Origin of the sequence: Vibrio sp. Vb2880 (assembly GCF_033337975.1) — a bacterium.
Classification (GTDB): domain Bacteria; phylum Pseudomonadota; class Gammaproteobacteria; order Enterobacterales; family Vibrionaceae; genus Vibrio; species Vibrio alginolyticus.
Genome location: NZ_JAWORT010000016.1, coordinates 87,064 through 104,426, shown reverse-complemented (window position 1 = coordinate 104,426; position 17,363 = coordinate 87,064). Strand labels below are relative to the sequence as shown.

The following is a 17,363-nucleotide window of genomic DNA, read 5'->3' as shown; positions in this document are numbered from 1 at the left end:
CCCTATTGCTGTGATAATTGCTTAATAATGTCAGTAACAGCTTGCTCTTGCTCTTTAGACAACTGGCTATCTTGCGCCTCAATAAAAAAATCTCGGAACATATCAATTTCGCTTCGCGCCAACTTTGCTTGCGCCATTTCCTGCTCTACCCCAATTAACATGCCAGGTTTCTCAAGGTGTAAAACGTTTGGATACACTGAACGAAGTTTTTCCATTGGGTTTAAAATCGCATGTTTATCCATCAAACGAACTAACAAATAATCTTCATTCTTAGGGTCTGTTTTGCCTTGATCAATAACTTTATCCAGCTCGCCCTCTACAATGCGCATTTCATGAGGAGCCGTAAGATCAATATGCTCTGCAGAAACAAATCCTTTCTTGTCCAGTTCAACTAACGTGAAACCTTTTCTCTGGTTCTGTTCACCAAAGCTATACTTCATGAGAGAGCCAGAGTAACGGATATGCTCTGCGCCTTTCTTTTGAGGCTGATGCAAATGACCAAGTGCGACGTAGTCAAAATCTAAGAAGTGTTCATGACTCACGCGATCAGAACCACCAATAGATAATGGTCGTTCAGAGTCTGACTCGATGGCCCCATCAACAAAACAGTGACTCACGAGTACGCGCTTTTGCTTAGAGATAAAGCGCTCTTTAATTTGCTCAACAAGCAATTGATGAGCCTCATCATGAGTGGATACCGAGGCTTTGTAGGCAAACCTGACCTGTTCAGGGTCGTTATAAGGCATACCATAAAACGCGACCTCATCCGCAGAGTCCGTTTTTATGATGATGGGAGTGAGCATATCTTCAAAGTTGCTAACAATATGAAGACCTGCATTTTTCATTTGCTCTGAGCCGAAACCTAACCTTTCTGCACCATCATGGTTGCCAGATATCAATATCATTGGTGTTTCTAACTCGGTACAAATGCGTTTCACGACTCGATTTAACAGTTCTATTGCAACCGTTGGTGGCACCGAACGGTCATAGATATCTCCCGCCACTACAACTGCATCGACGGGGTTGCGTTCAATATAGTTAATCAGTTGTTCGAGTACTGCTTGTTGATCTTCGAGTAGTGATACGTTGTGGAATTGTCGACCAAGATGCCAATCTGAGGTGTGGATAAACTTCATTCGAATTCACTTTCCGCCAATTCTATGAGTAGGCTTGCTTCTGTCAGAGTCCATGTACCGTTTATAAAAAGGAATGCGTCACGGGTGGGATCTCGAACAAGCCAAAACTCAAGTTATTTTATTTCGGTAAGGATATCTTGAGTCGAACAGCTTTTCATGTGGTTTGTGTTCTATGGCTGGCTATTTAATCAGAAAGCAAGAAGAACACTGTAAAAACGCGGTGAGCAAAGCTATTTTGAAAAGCAAGCTGCGCCTAGTCATTGTCCAAACATCATTAAAGGGCCAGTTTCGAGTCAATCCCCCATAACATTTGCATCACTAAAACCTCAGCTACTAGAAGGAAAAGCAATAGCCAGACCTATTATTCACTACGCCAATTGTATATTACTCCTACCGCATAGCCATCTGGCTCGATGTCGGCTTGCAACACGTTAAAGTCTGGGCAGGGGCTGCTTCTTTGAAGCTCATCAATCACTAACGCTTTTAAAACGCCGCCACATGCACCCGATCCGCCAAGTTTGATATCAACAAATTGGTACTGAGTATGATCGGTCACCCACGGAGACAAGAATTGCATTGAGTTTAACCATTGCGGTTCTTCCTTATTAACGGATAAATACAATTGACTGAGTGGATGTTCACAACTTACTCCTAATTGCTTAAACACCTTGTCCACGGCGATGCGTTGTCGTTTGGCATCTAAATCAATTCGAACAACATCAGGCACAAGACCTGAATGTCGAAAAAAACACTTGGTTAAAATGATAGAGCTTTGAGGTTTGACATGCCCTTCTACATCGCTCGTAACCTCTATAGCCAATATCCAAGTTGCTTGCGTTTCATTAACTTCACGATTTATCCGATTTAGTGCCATCAAAAATGCAGCTTGGCCATAAGGATAAAAGTAAATTTCAGTATTGACAGTTTGGCCAACGAAAATAGAAAGCTCGCTTATCAATGCTTTAAGCAAGCGTTTGTCTACCGAAGATGGTAAAAGAACACAGAGATTCCCCTTGATATCAGCTTGCTCAAGACTCTCGCGCTCAGAGCGCACGAGGCTTAATATATGCTCATCTATTGATTGAGCAAAGTCTTGGGGTCGGATTTCCTCGGACAATCTAAAAGAATCATCAGCTATCTCGCGAACGGTGTGTGAACGGCCATTAAAGGATAGAAGATGCGTTTGAAATGCGAGTGGCATCTAGCCTCCGATTAAAACCGTAGGCATACCAGATAGAATTTTGCCACCATGAGACGTTGAATCGCCGACTCTCGCGGCTGGTTTACCGTTGATTGTTACGCTAGAAGAACCTGCTGAGATACTATCCGGAGGACCGATACAAATAAGCTTGTCGCCTTGTCTTGCCGCAGGTATCCCGCCAATCGTTACGTTTGGTGAACCAACAACGACGGGACCACCGACATGCGGTATCTTTCCTGTTTTTTTAGGGCAAAGATGAAAGCTGCCCAAAATTGCGGCTGGTTTACCCACTTTAAATCACCTTAGTTCAATGAAATTTGCCCAGCTTTAAGAGCAATAGCTGAGCCGTTAATGGATATTTTATTACCTTTGATATTGATTTCTCCAGAGCTAGACATCTGAATAGAAGCACCACCTACTTTGATCTCGACGCTCTTTCCTGCATTAAAAGACAGTACTTCACCCGTTTCATTCGAAAAGTTTTTACCTACTTTCAAGCTCGCGTTCTGACCAACCTCTTGATTAACATCATTGGTCACTTTTTCGGTTTTACTGTTTTCAACGGCGATATCAACACAGTCTTCAACTAGCATTTGGAACAGTTTTTCAGCATGAAGATAAATGTGCTCTTCACCAGGCTTATCATCGAAGCGCAACTCATTAAAATTGGATGTACCTTTTTGTACAGAGCGTGATTTATAACCACTCTGAGAACTTTGCTCTGGTAAAGCGTAAGGAGGGAGTTGACTACCGTTATATAGTGACCCCGTAACGATTGGTTGATCAGGGTCTCCGTTAACAAACTCGACGATGACCTCTTGTCCGACTCTAGGGTGAAACACCGACCCCCATCCGTTACCTGCAATATTTTGCGCAACACGAATCCAACATGAACTATTTACATCGTATTTACCAACACGGTCCCAGTGAAACTGAACTTTGATACGGCCATGTTTGTCTATGTAAATTTCACCATCTTTGTTCCCCGTAACTACTGCGGTTTGCAAACCTTTCATCTGAGGTTTCGGGTAGTTAACTGAAGGACGCAGGATTGTCTTTGAGTCAACACAACTAAACGAGACTTTGACACCTTGCGCACCAGTCCCACCTTGACCAGTCTGGTTATAAACAGCAGCAGACAAAAAAACAGAAGACAGTACATATTCTTTGCCGACTCGAGATTTATCTTCATGCTTTTTAAACTTGAAGCACTTGCCCACACTGAATGTTCTGCACGTAGCCTCGCCACGACACAAATATGCATTTTGCTGTAGTGCTTCTATTGCATGCGTGTTTCTCAGTGCGTATTGATCATTGCTCTCCATTTCACCCATGTATTCAAAATACTCGCTTCCAGGTACTGTAAAAAAATCACTTTCACCCTTTGCAGTATTTTTAGGATTCGAAGAAGGCTTGAGCATGTTATAGCCTGACTTTTGACTCGCTTTAGTAGTCAGAATTTGCGTTTCATGCCAAGAAGAAATATGGCTAGATTTCGCCGTACCTGTATCAAAATCGACTAAAAACTCAGTACCCGGCTTATAAAAACTGATGTCATCAAAAATATTGAGCGTATGGGCAGACTTAGTATGTGTAAAACTAAATGATAGCCCCTCCTCCGATAACAGACGTCGAACAAATTCAAGATCTGATTCTTCATATTGTACTTTGTATGTGTATTTAGGATAGGACTTGGTTAACTCAAAACTAAAGGCAACACTATGCTCCGATAGTACTTCAGAGATAATTTCCTTTATATCTTTATGCTGAAATATTCTGCAATTTTTTCGATATTCAGCGAAACGTAATTTAGGCTCTATTAATAATTCTATGTTTTTATAATTTTCGCCTTTATGTGTATTAGAAACCCTTTTCCCTTCTAATCTTGCAGCAGAAACATAACCATGCATATAACGAGGATTTGAAGAAACATCCTCATTATTTTCAAGGGTAATGGTAACTTCCTTACCAATAATTTCGTTTAACTCACTTCGTTGATCATTAAAGTAAGCTTTAGCACGCAATGAAAAAAGTTCTGAGATCTCTTCTCTATACTCAAACGAGTTTAGTATGATGGCATCTTTACCGAATGGCGAAGAAATTCGGATGAAATTGTTATCTTGAGTTGCTCTTTTCATTAAATACTTCTTTCAAAAAAATGCGGAGGAATACTCCCCCGCATGAAAATTACATTTGTTGACCTTTAACACCGCTGTAGCCGTATACCAATGGAGCAGAAGTGTTGTTCTTATCGTCAGTAGGAGTCACTGTCATCATCATTTCTGTGTAAGAAATTGTGATAGTTTCAACTGGACGATCGTCTTGGATAGAAACTGAGTAGTTAGAAATCATCGCATCAGTCAGTTCGATCTTCATGATCTCTTCAACCTTCTCACCCTGCTTAGTAATATGGAAAACCGCTGGTTTACCTTTACCAATCGTCGCTTCTTTAAATAAGTCAGGAGAAGAACGGTCTTGAAGTTTAGTGATAGTCAAATCATATAGACGAGTAGCGCTCGCTTCACGGTCCATCGCTGTACCAGTGTATGATGAGATCTCACGACCTACACTCCAATCTACAGATAGTAGTGTAATCAAATCTTTGTATTGCTCGGCTGTTGCCTCACCCTTAATATCTGCGTATTTAAGATACGTATTAGACTGCATGCTAATCTCCTATAGCATTATTAATTGACATATATCGTAATAATTTAATTATCTGACGTTTGGTGATAATTAGTGATTAATGTATCAAAAACTTCATTTTAAATACGCCCTGTTATATCTTTAAATAAGATTTAATTTAAGCGTTTTTTATAAAAAATAATAGTTAATATGAACCAACTCCCAATTATTATTGAGAGTGTAAAGGATGTTAAACTATTGAGACATCAAGTCCACTAGTTGTACCTTTAACAATAATTTCATCAAACGTCTTATCATTAAGAATTGCATGCAATATTTCATGAGAAATCTTCGGAAGCAATGTATTTTCTATGGTTGTTTGTACCACACGCGCACCACTCCCAGACTCATTGCTATTGTCTACAATATCATTAATTAGTTCCTCATCAAAAAACAGGTCAGCGTTATAGTGCTTACGAATACGAGTCGTAATTTTATCCAACTTTAATTTTGTTATTTCTATCAATACTTTTCTTGATAGAGGCAAATAAGGTAATACATTCACACGCCCTAAAAATGCTGGTTTAAAGTCAACCAACAAATCATCGCGTAAAGCATCTTTTAGTGCTGACGGCTCAGGCGCTAAATCAGGATCAGAATACAAAGACATCGTCGTTTCGGTCCCTGTGTTCGCGGTCATAATAATAATAGTGTTTTTAAAGTCTATATCTCGACCTTCACCGTCTTTAATTGAGCCTTTATCAAATACCTGATAAAAAATATCTTGAACACCAGGGTGCGCTTTTTCCATTTCATCGAGGAGAATTACACTATAAGGTTTACGTCTAACAGCTTCAGTCAGTACACCTCCTTCTCCATAACCGACATAACCAGGAGGAGAACCTAATAGCAATGAGACTTTATGCTCTTCCTTAAATTCCGACATATTGATAGTCGTGACATTTTCTTCACTACCATACACTTTCTCTGCAATCGCCAAAGCCGATTCGGTTTTACCCACTCCGCTTGGTCCGGTTAGGAGAAATACACCATTTGGTCGTGTCTCATCCGTGAGCTGCGCACTCGCGGTTTTTATCACTTCAGACATGAGCTCTAAAGCGTGATCCTGCCCGACAACTCGCTTGCACAAACTTTCTTTCAAACCCAATACTGCTTGGATTTCATCATCCTGAAGTTTACCCAGCGGTATACCGGTCCAATCCGAAATAACTTCTGCGATTAGCGCTTCATTTACATGCGAAAAAACTAAGGGCTGTGAGTTAGCGGAGAGGTTATTTTCAAGCTCTTGTAACTTGTCTCTCGCAGTCTCAGAACCCTCCTGCATTATTTGGGTTCTAAGTGACTTAGCTTCACTTACCCATTCTTTTTCTTTTTCCCAAAGTACTTCTAATTCAATAATGTCATTAGATAGCGCATCAATCTCTTTTCGGACACTTTGCAGCTGCACATCAAGAGATGCTCCTAGCCGATTCTCTTGGCTAAGATGCTCATACTCAGCTTGCTTTGCTTTAAGTTTATTTCTTTTCGCATCTAGGCCTCCCGGTGTAGATGACTGACTTAACGCAACTCGAGAGCAGGCCGTATCCAAAACAGAAACCGCTTTATCTGGCAGTTGACGACCATTAATGTATCGAGCTGAGAGTTGGACCGCTGCATTGAGAGCTTGGTTAGTGATATGAACATCGTGGTGTTGTGCCATTACATCAAGTAAGCCTCGTAACATTTCGATCGCGAGTTCAGGGGCAGGCTCATCAACCTTTACGACTTGAAAACGCCTAGTTAAAGCTGCATCTTTTTCAAAATACTTTTTATACTCTGCCCACGTTGTTGCTGCGATCGTTCTGAGTTCACCTCTCGCTAATGCTGGCTTCAGAATATTCGCCGCATCACCTTGGCCCGCTTGCCCACCACCGCCAATTAGGCCATGAGCTTCATCAATGAACAATATAATAGGCTGTGGAGCGTCGTTTACTTCCTTAACAAGGTTCTTAAGCCTGTTTTCAAACTCACCTTTCATGCCTGCGCCGGCTTGCAGTAACGCCAAATCCAGAGACTTAATTGCCACATTTTGCAGAGCGGGAGGTACATCGCCATCAATGATCTTTTGCGCCAAACCTTCAACAACGGCTGTTTTTCCAACACCAGCTTCTCCCGTAAGAATCGGGTTGTTTTGTCGGCGTCTTAATAAAATATCGATCATTAGGCGAATTTCATTATCTCTACCAATCACCGGATCTATTTTACCTTCCCTAGCTTGCTCAGTAAGGTCTGTTGTAAATTGATTCAAGGCGGAATTCGCGTTTGACTGCGCTAAGTCATTCGATCTTGATTGAGGCGCATTACTTTCTTTAAAGTTCAATAAGCGAGATGGTTCTATCTTGTTTAGTTCAGGACTAATCGAACCAGCCATGTTGACTAACGTATCATCAGACAAGTAGGCAAATAAAAGATGGATGCACCCCAACTGTTCTTGATTGAATTCAATGGTTGCAGACAACAAGGCATTTTGCATAACAGTCACCGTATGAGCTGATAGCCCAGGCACCGACTGGCATCCTGTTTTGTATTTTTCTAATGCCTTTTGAATATCGGTTTCAACCTTGATTTTATCGACATCAAATTCGTCAAAAACTTCAGAGTAAATATCGTCAGGATGGCGGATAATCATCATTAACCAGTGAGACATTTCAATACTGTGATGAGTTCGGGAGCTTGCCATCGCAGCTGCCTGTTCAAGTGTTTCCTTAGCCTGAGGAGACAATCTTTCGACCAACGCTGAAAGTGAGAGTGAAGCCATTACATTTCCTTTAAATAGTAATTGTTATAGTTCGATCTTTTGTACGTTCGTGTTTTTTAAGCACAGAACCAATACCTAACTGCCCCTGCTGTTTCGATAAACAAGCTTGTGGTAGCAAACTATGTTTGGTGGTGAGCTGCCACTTCAGTTGTTTATGTTTTCCAATCAACTCATAAGCAGCGTTCTTAATGATTGCTATATTGGGTTGGTTAGGAAGCAATTTACTAACTAGCTGTTTATCTTTTGGCAGAAATTCTATTGTTGTCCCCGCGTTTATGTTCCATGCTTTCGAACCCAAAGACGCTCCTAAACCAAGTTGAGCAAACTGCCCTTCAGGCATAGTTCGGGATGCAAGGCGTGTTTGCTCTTCTTTCGTAAGGTGTAACCATTGTCCTTGAAATTCATGAACTTTTACTTGGCATCCAGATAAACATTCAAGAATACTTTTTAGTCCACCTTTACTTCTCACTGGTGAAGCAAACACACCACCATAGTGCTGGGACAGTGAACTCCCTTTCCCAGTTAATGCCGATTTACAGCTTTCTAACGGCGAACGCGTGCCCTGCGCATGCGCACGAGACTGAACAGTCAGCTGACTCAGTTGCCAACATCGATAATAAAGAGATAATAAGCGATGATTGAAAATATCGTAGAAGTCCACCATAGCCGTATCGCCTTCTTTTTGGCGATGTAAAGCTAATTCACTATAGTGCTGGGGAAGCACACCTTGCTCACCCGTTAGGCCTATTAAATTGGTCTCAATCTCTAACTTGCTGTCATCTATATTTTTCAGTTCACAAAGCTGAGCATTTTCAAAACCTAATGATGGATTAACCTTTAAGTTTAGCTTTTCATGCTTCGGTAACGCATCTGTTCCTATTTGCGCCTCTGCTTGCAGAACTTCGTGTTCAATAAGATGAATCGCTTCAAACAATGGATGTTGCTTTAATTCTCGATAAAATTGTTCCGCGCTCATAACAACACCTTATCGCCAGTTAATGCGGGCCATAGGTGGAAAGACTTTCCCGTGGACTTAAGTCTTATTTCTAACTGCGTAAAAATGTTAATTTCAGCATATTGCGAGAAGTAAACAGATAAAACACTACCTAAGAGAAAGATCTGCTCTTTAGGTAAAATTTGATCAGAAACCGTCAAAATAATTTTTATACCGTGCGCAAATCCAACTTTACCTTTCTGACTAATTCTTCCTGTAGTAGGCTCAAACTCTAACTTAGTTAAAGCATCGATTACCGCTTTCGTTTCTGCTGTCCCAGAAAATGCATAGAGATTAAGGGTCTGCTTCAAAGTTGCTAAACCATCTTCCTCGGTAAAATGGTTTAAAGTTAAAAGCTTAGTTAACTGCCATCGTGTGCTTTCATCCATTTCTGGCCGAATAGTTTCTGATAAAGAAACTAAACAACGAACAGATTCGAAATTGTCATTTACCTCCGGTAAAGATACTTGCGGCAGCCCACCTCCAAATGGAAGTTTCTGCGCTAAGTTGCGGTTACAGCACTCAGCTTCCACGTACATTAACCAGTTTTCCCGGCTATCCGGGCTGAACAACTGATGTTTTTTATCAACAAAAGAAATGTAAGTTTCTCTACCTGGCTCATCATACCCACCAGCCCAGTTCTTATCCTCACGTCTCATCAACCAATAAATCTCACTAGTGTTTGTATAATGCGTGTGCTCACCAGCGTGATAACATGGCAAATTGTGGTACGTTTTGTTCCAGTTTCTCAACGTTACGTCAGAAATTGAGACAACCTCATTACTTTCAGATTCTTGGTATTGCGGAGACAAGTGGTAATCGTATTCAGTTGGTAGAATACGCTTAGGCTCCATAATACTTTTAAATAAGTTGATTACAGGCACACAACCTACCATTAAGCTTTCTTCGTCCACTTGCTTTGGAAGCCAGTCATCGTTGGTATCAAAGTAAAAATACAGTTCGACTTGCTCTCCAAGATCTAGCTCAGATAATCCAAGTTCGGTGATATCAAAGAACATAAACTTCTCAGGAAAGTGCAAATACTCAACAAGTAATCTTGCTCCTGAAAAGCTTCTTTTACTGTATGGCACAACTTTCTCATCTTCTGAAAATCCTACTTCAGAAAGATGTCTTTTGGTTAAAGGACGAACTTCTTTGCCATCCACAACAACAGATAAACCAATTAGGTTTTGAAACAGCATTTGGTAGAGCTTAAAAGTCAATTGAGATTGACCGTTTAAATAGAAGCGCAGCCGTTCTATCCCCATTTCACCAAGAGGAGTCTCTTCATCTTGAGCCGTGAGCTGTACTTTCAAAACTGAATGAGCATTGCTTTCCCATCGTGAGCCAACTGGCTTGAAAGGCGCATTTTTAAAAACGCCAGAGGTCACATCAACAGGATACATTCTGACCGGATAACAAGTTCTAAACTCGCATTCATGATATCCAGTAGCACCGATAACAACTCGCTCGCCTTCTTCTACATCAAAATAAGAGGAAGTGGAGTTAGAACAGCTCATTTTAATGACTGACATTGACGGGATTGGGGCGTGAAAATCCGGATATAACTGTCCCATCAAAGACTCTGTAAACTGAGGGTAACTATTGTCTAAGCTTTGTCTAATCCTTGCTGTTAGAAATGCGCAACCTTCTAACAATCTTTCTACGTGTGGATCGTCAACCTGTTCCTCACTAATACGAAGTCTCGCGGCAATCTTGGGATACTGCTCACCAAACTCTTGCCCTTTGTGACGCAAATAAGCTAACTCGCGATTATAGTACTTGAGAAACTCTTCACTCATTTTGCTCTACTCAGTTTCATACCTAAATTTACCGGCTCTACTTCAGAATTGAATCGCACTTCATGAATACTGTTATCAATTAAGCAAGTGGCATTTATCTGTAACCTCAATACCCTATCAATAGCGTTTTTCTCGTCCGAAATCTGGACATGAGGGTTCCTTAACCTCGGCTCAAACTCTTTAATTGCATCATGAACGATGTCGCAAAGCTGATTCTGCCCTTCTTGGCTGCTATAGGGCATTGAGGAAAAATCTGGCAGCCCATAGTTCAATATTGAATAACGAACCTCTAGAAGATCATCAGGAATATTTTTCCATCCAATACGACTATTCAGCATCGACTCTAGATCTCTAAGTAAGCTGCTCAACATCTGTTGCTGGCTTGCAGGGAAGTCTTTCTCATCCCGAGCGAGAGGATCACTATCTATCAATTTGTCGAGCAGAGAAACGGTTAACGACATGATATTTCTACGCTATTTGTTTCTGTTCTAATAATGTAGTCAAATCACAGATTGGAAGCGCTGAGTCACCGACTAACCAACATTTTTGACCCAAGCCAACAAAAGATTCTTGCTCACCAATCTGCTTCCAATCTGTTTCTCGACCTAACTTTTGCGCATCGGTCTCTGAGTCGACATACGTCAAAGGCATATGGCCTTCGCCTTCACCAAGTCCATCGATATCAAACTCGACAGGTCGCCAAATACTCTCTAACAAAGAAGCAGGTGCTTTAACTTCTAGCGTATGGATACTCGATATGGGTACAAGAAAATAGTTACCTGCTGTAGAAAACAGTTCAATGTAACCACCTAAACGATCATCAATATCTCTAGCATCTTCGTAGTTTGTGCCGTTTACGTTAAACCCTTTAATAGTACGATGCTCTTCAATGCGATGCGATAGACGTGACGCTTCTTCGTACTCTTGATTTCCGAGAGCAAGATTAAATCGAACAAGCTCTTTAGTTAATTCCTCATCACCTAATACTTTGGCACTAGCCGCACCATTGATAAAATCCTTTCTAGCTTGAGCTGCTTTCACTAAATGTCGTAGCTGACTTGCACCAGGCAGATACTCAGGAAACAATTTAATCGATTGCATGAGCTGAGCGTCCGCACGCTCGAAGTCCCCATCAATGCAAAGAAGCTCAATGAAGGAACTTCTCAAGCTCGCATCTTTAGGGGTTGCTTTAATTTCATCAATTAATTGCTCTAGAGCGTGTTGCAATAGGCCTTGGGACAAAGCATTTTTCCATTGAGTCATTGTTATTTCCTTACACCATGTGCTCTGGTGATAATTCGGTAATTAATTTAATGCTAGATACCATTTGATCGAGTTGAAAATGCGGTCGCAAATGGATAACTGAGTAATAATGTCCAGGAGTTTCTCTTTTCTCTCGAACTGTAATTTTCGCTTCATTTAGGGGGTATTTAGCTCGAAGCTCATCAGACGCTTCATCTGATGCGGTAGTGTACTGATGTAACCAGCGTTGAAAGTCACGCTCTAGGCTTTCTGCGTCTTGATACCCACCAATTTTGTCACGCCCCATAACCTTGAGATAATGTGCGACTCGCGATACACACAATGTGTATTGCAACATCGATGTCAGTTTTGCATTCGTTGAAATATGCTTTTCTGCGTATTGTTTGGGCTTGTAGAGAGATACATTCGAGGTCATCCCCACCATATCGGTCTCAGGTATTGGAGAAATAGAAATAAAACCGCACTCAGACAATTCTTGTTCTTTTCTCTCAGAGATTTTCAAGTTTAACGGACATCTTTCACGATCATTCTTGCCATTAACACGCATCTTGCTCCTTGTAGGAGCGACGATAATACCCTGACTGTAATCGCCTTGTTTAATCCCTCGCATATGCGTGAACCAACCATGTTCCTGAAATGCTCTAATTGATACGGCAGCAAAACAGTACGCACTACTCCCCCATAGCAAATCTCGATTGGAGTCGTAGATGTGTTCTTGAAAATTGAATTTATCATTCCGCGAGCCATCACTTTTGTATGGCTGACGGAACAAGACGTTAGGTGCAGTCAAACCAATAAATTTAGCGTCATCGTTGTCTCTCAAACTACGCCACTTTGCATAATCTTCCTGTTCAAATTGGGCCGCTATATCTCTTATCGCAGAGAGTTGAGCGAAACTATCAACACCAAACATCTCTGGCGATGCAGACATGATAAATGGGCTGAATGCTGCAGCTGCAGACTGAGAGATCTTACTCAACACAGACAGATCTCTATCAAAATAATTTTTACTAGGATCACAGCGAAGCTGATAATCTCCAACCACCACACCAAAGGGTTCTCCCCCTGCCATCCCATATTCATTTTGATAGAGCAACTTAAATAGTGCTGATTGGTCAAACTCGATGGCTTTTAAAGCATCTTTACTGATTTCATTCCATGTCGCCGTTAAAACCTTAACTTTTACAGAATCCGATGAACGAGAATCAACCTGTTCACATAAATACCTAACTCCAACCCACCCCCTTTCGAGCTGTTGAAACTCAGGATGATGTAATATTTCATTTAGTTGAGATTCTAATAGCTCATCAATGCGGTTAATTGTGTTCATCACACTATGACGAAAGCTGTCCAAATCTCTTGAACGTGTACCTTCTAGCCAAATTCGCGCTGACGATACAAGATCAGAAGATTCATTGAATCGAGTCAACCACGGGCTATCAAGTTCAGCGTAGCCTCCGGTACTGAACTCATGTTTTAGCTTGCTAGGGTCGCGAAAGTTAAGTGACACTGCTAATTCCATCTAGAACATAAAGATTGGTCATGGCTGGCCTTTCGACCAGCCAATTCGTTTCTTATCCACCTGACTGAGGGATCTTGGCCACAAGTCGCAAAGATGTAGTCAGTTCTTCCATTTGCAACCAAGGTTTCAGCCATGCTACGGCATTGTAAGAACCAGGTGCGCCAGGAATTTCCTTAACCTGAACACGAGCGTCTGCTAGAGGGTATTTCGCTCTGATCTCTTGACCACCGCCTTCAGAAGCATTGACGTAACCTAGGATCCAGCGGTTCAGCCAAGACTCAACGTCTTCTGCTTCCATAAAGCTACCAATTTTATCTCGAGCCATTACTTTCAAATAATGCGCAAAACGAGATGTTGCCATCATATAAGGTAGGCGGGCAGAAATGGCCGCATTGGCCGTTGCTTCAGGGGATTCATGGTTCGCTGGTTTTTGACAGGTTTGCGCACCAAAGAACACTGCATAGTTGGTGTTTTTGTAGTGACAAAGCGGTAAGAAACCAAGCTTACCAAGCTCCGCCTCACGTCTGTCGGTAATACCAATCTCTGTTGGGCACTTCATATCAGGGTCGCCATCATCACTCATGAAGAAATGCGTTGGCAAGTTATCCACTCGACCGCCGCCTTCTGCACCACGGATGGCAGTACAAAATCCATATTTTGAAAATGCGTCAGTTAACTTAACACCAAGAACATACGAAGAGTTCATCCAACAGTAGTCGTTATGTTCAGCGTTAACAGCAATACCTGAAACAGGATCTACTTCGAACTCTTCAAACCCAAACTCTTCGACTGGAGCGGTAGCTTGTCCGTATGGCAAACGAGCAAGGACTTTTGGCATCGTCAGACTAACGAAGCGCGAATCGGCACTCTCGCGGAACGAACGCCATTGGGCGTATTCTAGTGATTCAAATACCTTATCTAGGTCGCGTGGTTTTGACAGCTCAGTCCACTCATCAAAGCCGAATAGTGCTGGTGAAGCCGCGGACAAGAATGGAGAGAAGCCAGAAGCCGCTACATTTGACATTAGGCGTAACGACTCAATATCTTCTGGGTGGTTGGTAAACTCATAGTCTCCAATCAATGCACCATACGGTTCACCACCAGCACTACCAAACTCAGACTCGTAAACCTTTTTAAAGATCTGGCTTTGATCAAACTCAACAGCTTTGCTCAAGTCTTTATGTAGTTCTTTCTTGGTCATACTCATCATGCGAACTTTCAGAGTAGAACTGGTCTCTGAATTCATCACTAGATAATTTAAGCCGCGCCAAGAACCTTCGAGTTTCTGTAATTCTGGGTGATGCATTACTTCAGACAACTGATCAGAAATCTGCCTATCGAGCAAATTAATCGCTTCACGAAAAGTTACTGTTAGGTTTTTGTTCCAAGTAACTGTCCCTTTCATTGCTTCTTCAGCGAGCGTTTTAATCAGCTCCTCAGCACGAGAAGCTTCGGTCTGCTTAGTCGCACCAATAGCTTGATCTAAGAATGAAGTTGTCTGTTCATTAACTGTTGGATCTAACTGTTTTTCAGCTTCAGTCGTCATTATTCCGCTCCTTCAGTACTGTCTGACTTCGCTTTCTTGTCAAGATCTAACTCGCCTGCAAGTCTTGCCAGATTGTCCGTATTGTTCAAAACATCCTCTAGGATATTTTCAAGCTCTTCTGAGCGGTCAACTTTTGTCATCAAATCACGCAGTTTATTACGCGTTTCCATCAATTGGCGTAGTGGATCAACTTGATTTACGATCGCAGCAGGCTCAAAGTCTTGCATTGATTTAAAGTTTAAATCGACCTCAAACTGTGAATCGTCATTCGCAAGCTTATTCGCAACTTTAAACTTCACCGATGGATTCATTTTTTTGAGTACATCGTCAAAGTTATCTCGATCGATCTGAATAAAACGGCGGTCTTTTAATGGCTTCAACGCTTCTGTGTTTTGACCAGCGAAATCACCCATTACACCTACAACAAAAGGCAGTTCTTTCTTAAGAGTTGTACCTTCAGTTTCAACATCATAGGTAATGTGGACACGAGGCTTCCGTACTCGTGATAGTTTCGAGTGGATACTCGTCATACCATTCTCCCTTTATTAATTTTCATTTTGTTCTGCTATGCCAACCAAACGGAAGTAGCTTTTCTTTGCATCCCCGTCGGAGATAAGTTCCGCCAGTAACTCCGGCAGAGGCATCCCACACCAACGAATGATCTGTTCGATGGAGTAAGAAACTGGTGAGTGAGGTTCACTCTCTCGGAAGAAATCAGCTACTTGCTGCAATTGTCTAATTGCCTGCTCTCGTGATTTCATGTTTGTCGCTAATAATGCATCACAACTTTGTGCACTTAACGGTTGTTCAGAAGAAGATTCATCAAGATCCTCTAGCTCTTCAATCACTGCTTGTGGTTGATTAAAACGATCTCCAAGAAGGTGCTTTAATGCCGAGTGTATTGATTCAAGTCTTTTTGATATATAAGAGCTAGGAGTCACATCACCGACCGCTTCATCTAATCGCTGACTGAATTCATTAAATGATTCCGTAGCGAACTCCAAATCCGTGATTAATTCTCGATAAAACGTATCAGAAGTCGACTTAACCGTAGTTATAATTTCAGATAGCTCAACAGCCCCAAGCTCGACTCGATTTCGGCGCTTATCTTCGTCTAAGCGTTCAAGCTCTATAGCTTGCTGATATTCCCAATAGGCATAAGCTTGCTCCACGCCTAAGTCAGTCAATGGTATACAAGCAATTGGAAAAATAAGTGTTCCTTCACTATCGATACCATTGAGGCCAATAATCGCCGATATTCTTGTCTCAATACCATCTTCATCAGGCATTGGGTACAGATCATCCCAAAAGTTCTCAATTAAACTGGTTGCGAGTTTGTAGCCAACGCCCATACCACGAAAACCATACAATCGAGTTAGGGCTTCTATAAGCCAGGCAACAAATTCCAAATCTTTAGACTGATTCGTGAGTATTTCTGGGACATCTTCAATAAATACTCGCCATAAATTACTGTGGGTATAGATACTTTCTTCTTCTATAAGAGCATTACGTTCAGCATTGCGGGCGGCCATACGCTGATCTTTCAACCGATAGTAAGCAGACTGTGGTGATACATCCTCTCTAGGATCAATACCTGTAGGATTTTCTTGAGATATAGGAGCCAACGCTTGTTCATACCAATCAAACATTTCATTACTCATAAGCTCTCCCTCTTAGAAAGACAGGTATCGTCGCGTCTTCTCTAGTTACTGTTTCGCACTCCGTTTGCGCTTGGCGAACTTTGATCAAAGCACAAGTTACGTTATCACTTGCGCCCCGAACCAAAGCCGAATGCATGAGCGCTAATCCAGCTTGGTTGACTGAGTCTGCATACAATGTCCGATGAATTTCATCACTCGTAAGTTCCTTAGAGAGTCCATCGCTACAGAGTAGAAACTGATCGCCGTCAGCCAACTGCCCTGAAACTTGATCAATAGTGACACTTTCGTCGACCCCAACAGCTCTGGTAATAACATTTGCAAGAGGGTGCGATTCGGCATCTTCAAATGCCAATAAGCCCTGATCCACTAAGTCCATGACTTGACTATGATCACGTGTTTTTTGGACAAAATTACCACTTCTAAGCTGGTAAATTCGGCTATCACCCACCCAAAGACAGTGGTAATACCCATCCTGAATAAACAACAAAACAAGTGTTGTTCCCATCGTTTTACCGTCTAAGTGATTTTGTGCGTATTGGTAAATTTCTAAGTTCGCTTCTTGAACCACTCTTCGGATATCATCGATATTAGTATTGGAGACATCCTGCATGTGGCGCGCGACTCTATCCACTAGCATCTGGCTTGCTATATCGCCAGCACTGTGTCCACCCATTCCATCGGCAACCACCCAAATATGCTGTTCTGTCATATCCAACAGAGCATCCTCGTTATAAGGGCGTACTTTTCCTGCGTGCGATTTAGCAAAGGTAAAATAGTTCCAATTCATTCTTCTAT

Annotated in this window: 15 protein-coding genes; all 15 read right to left on the bottom strand. The window is 41.7% G+C overall.

Annotated elements, in window-relative coordinates:
* Positions 1–2 precede the first annotated feature (2 nt).
* Positions 3–1,136, bottom strand: coding sequence for an exonuclease SbcCD subunit D (locus R7M92_RS17265; protein WP_318133865.1), 1,134 nt, complete (start codon positions 1,134–1,136; stop codon positions 3–5).
* A 361-nt stretch (positions 1,137–1,497) separates the two neighbouring features.
* Positions 1,498–2,337 (bottom strand): NAD/NADP transhydrogenase subunit beta, encoded by an 840-nt coding sequence (locus R7M92_RS17260; RefSeq protein WP_318133863.1) that lies wholly within the window; start codon positions 2,335–2,337, stop codon positions 1,498–1,500.
* The gene (locus R7M92_RS17255) at positions 2,338–2,628 is read right to left on the bottom strand and encodes a PAAR domain-containing protein (protein ID WP_005375969.1); all 291 of its coding nucleotides are present in this window, start codon (positions 2,626–2,628) and stop codon (positions 2,338–2,340) included.
* A gap of 11 nt (positions 2,629–2,639) precedes the next feature.
* A complete protein-coding gene (gene tssI / locus R7M92_RS17250; RefSeq protein ID WP_206949029.1) occupies positions 2,640–4,475 on the bottom strand; it encodes a type VI secretion system tip protein TssI/VgrG in 1,836 nt (611 codons plus the stop codon).
* Between the two features lie 49 nt (positions 4,476–4,524).
* Positions 4,525–5,004 (bottom strand): Hcp family type VI secretion system effector, encoded by a 480-nt coding sequence (locus R7M92_RS17245; protein ID WP_005375967.1) that lies wholly within the window; start codon positions 5,002–5,004, stop codon positions 4,525–4,527.
* 208 nt (positions 5,005–5,212) lie between these two features.
* A complete protein-coding gene (gene tssH, locus R7M92_RS17240) occupies positions 5,213–7,780 on the bottom strand; it encodes a type VI secretion system ATPase TssH (protein ID WP_318084483.1) in 2,568 nt (855 codons plus the stop codon).
* 10 nt (positions 7,781–7,790) lie between these two features.
* Positions 7,791–8,756 carry a type VI secretion system baseplate subunit TssG gene (gene tssG / locus R7M92_RS17235; protein ID WP_213970839.1) on the bottom strand — a complete coding sequence of 322 codons (966 nt, stop codon included), beginning with the start codon at positions 8,754–8,756 and terminating at the stop codon, positions 7,791–7,793.
* Positions 8,753–10,576: a type VI secretion system baseplate subunit TssF gene (gene tssF / locus R7M92_RS17230; protein WP_213970838.1), complete on the bottom strand. Its 1,824-nt coding sequence runs from the start codon at positions 10,574–10,576 to the stop codon at positions 8,753–8,755. Before tssF ends, tssG begins: the two co-directional genes overlap by 4 nt.
* Positions 10,573–11,037 carry a type VI secretion system baseplate subunit TssE gene (gene tssE / locus R7M92_RS17225; protein ID WP_042520997.1) on the bottom strand — a complete coding sequence of 155 codons (465 nt, stop codon included), beginning with the start codon at positions 11,035–11,037 and terminating at the stop codon, positions 10,573–10,575. The genes tssF and tssE overlap by 4 nt, the downstream gene beginning before the upstream one ends.
* Before the next feature lie 7 nt (positions 11,038–11,044).
* Positions 11,045–11,839, bottom strand: coding sequence for a type VI secretion system accessory protein TagJ (locus R7M92_RS17220; protein ID WP_005387519.1), 795 nt, complete (start codon positions 11,837–11,839; stop codon positions 11,045–11,047).
* Positions 11,840–11,849: 10 nt separating this feature from the next.
* Positions 11,850–13,361: a type VI secretion system contractile sheath large subunit gene (gene tssC / locus R7M92_RS17215; RefSeq protein WP_025767712.1), complete on the bottom strand. Its 1,512-nt coding sequence runs from the start codon at positions 13,359–13,361 to the stop codon at positions 11,850–11,852.
* Positions 13,362–13,413: 52 nt separating this feature from the next.
* Positions 13,414–14,907: a type VI secretion system contractile sheath large subunit gene (gene tssC / locus R7M92_RS17210; RefSeq protein WP_005375950.1), complete on the bottom strand. Its 1,494-nt coding sequence runs from the start codon at positions 14,905–14,907 to the stop codon at positions 13,414–13,416.
* Positions 14,907–15,437 carry a type VI secretion system contractile sheath small subunit gene (gene tssB, locus R7M92_RS17205; protein WP_005387524.1) on the bottom strand — a complete coding sequence of 177 codons (531 nt, stop codon included), beginning with the start codon at positions 15,435–15,437 and terminating at the stop codon, positions 14,907–14,909. Before tssB ends, tssC (R7M92_RS17210) begins: the two co-directional genes overlap by 1 nt.
* A 15-nt stretch (positions 15,438–15,452) precedes the next feature.
* The gene (gene tssA / locus R7M92_RS17200) at positions 15,453–16,568 is read right to left on the bottom strand and encodes a type VI secretion system protein TssA (protein ID WP_213867750.1); all 1,116 of its coding nucleotides are present in this window, start codon (positions 16,566–16,568) and stop codon (positions 15,453–15,455) included.
* Positions 16,561–17,355 (bottom strand): PP2C family protein-serine/threonine phosphatase, encoded by a 795-nt coding sequence (locus R7M92_RS17195; protein ID WP_005375947.1) that lies wholly within the window; start codon positions 17,353–17,355, stop codon positions 16,561–16,563. The genes tssA and R7M92_RS17195 overlap by 8 nt, the downstream gene beginning before the upstream one ends.
* Positions 17,356–17,363: the final 8 nt, after the last annotated feature.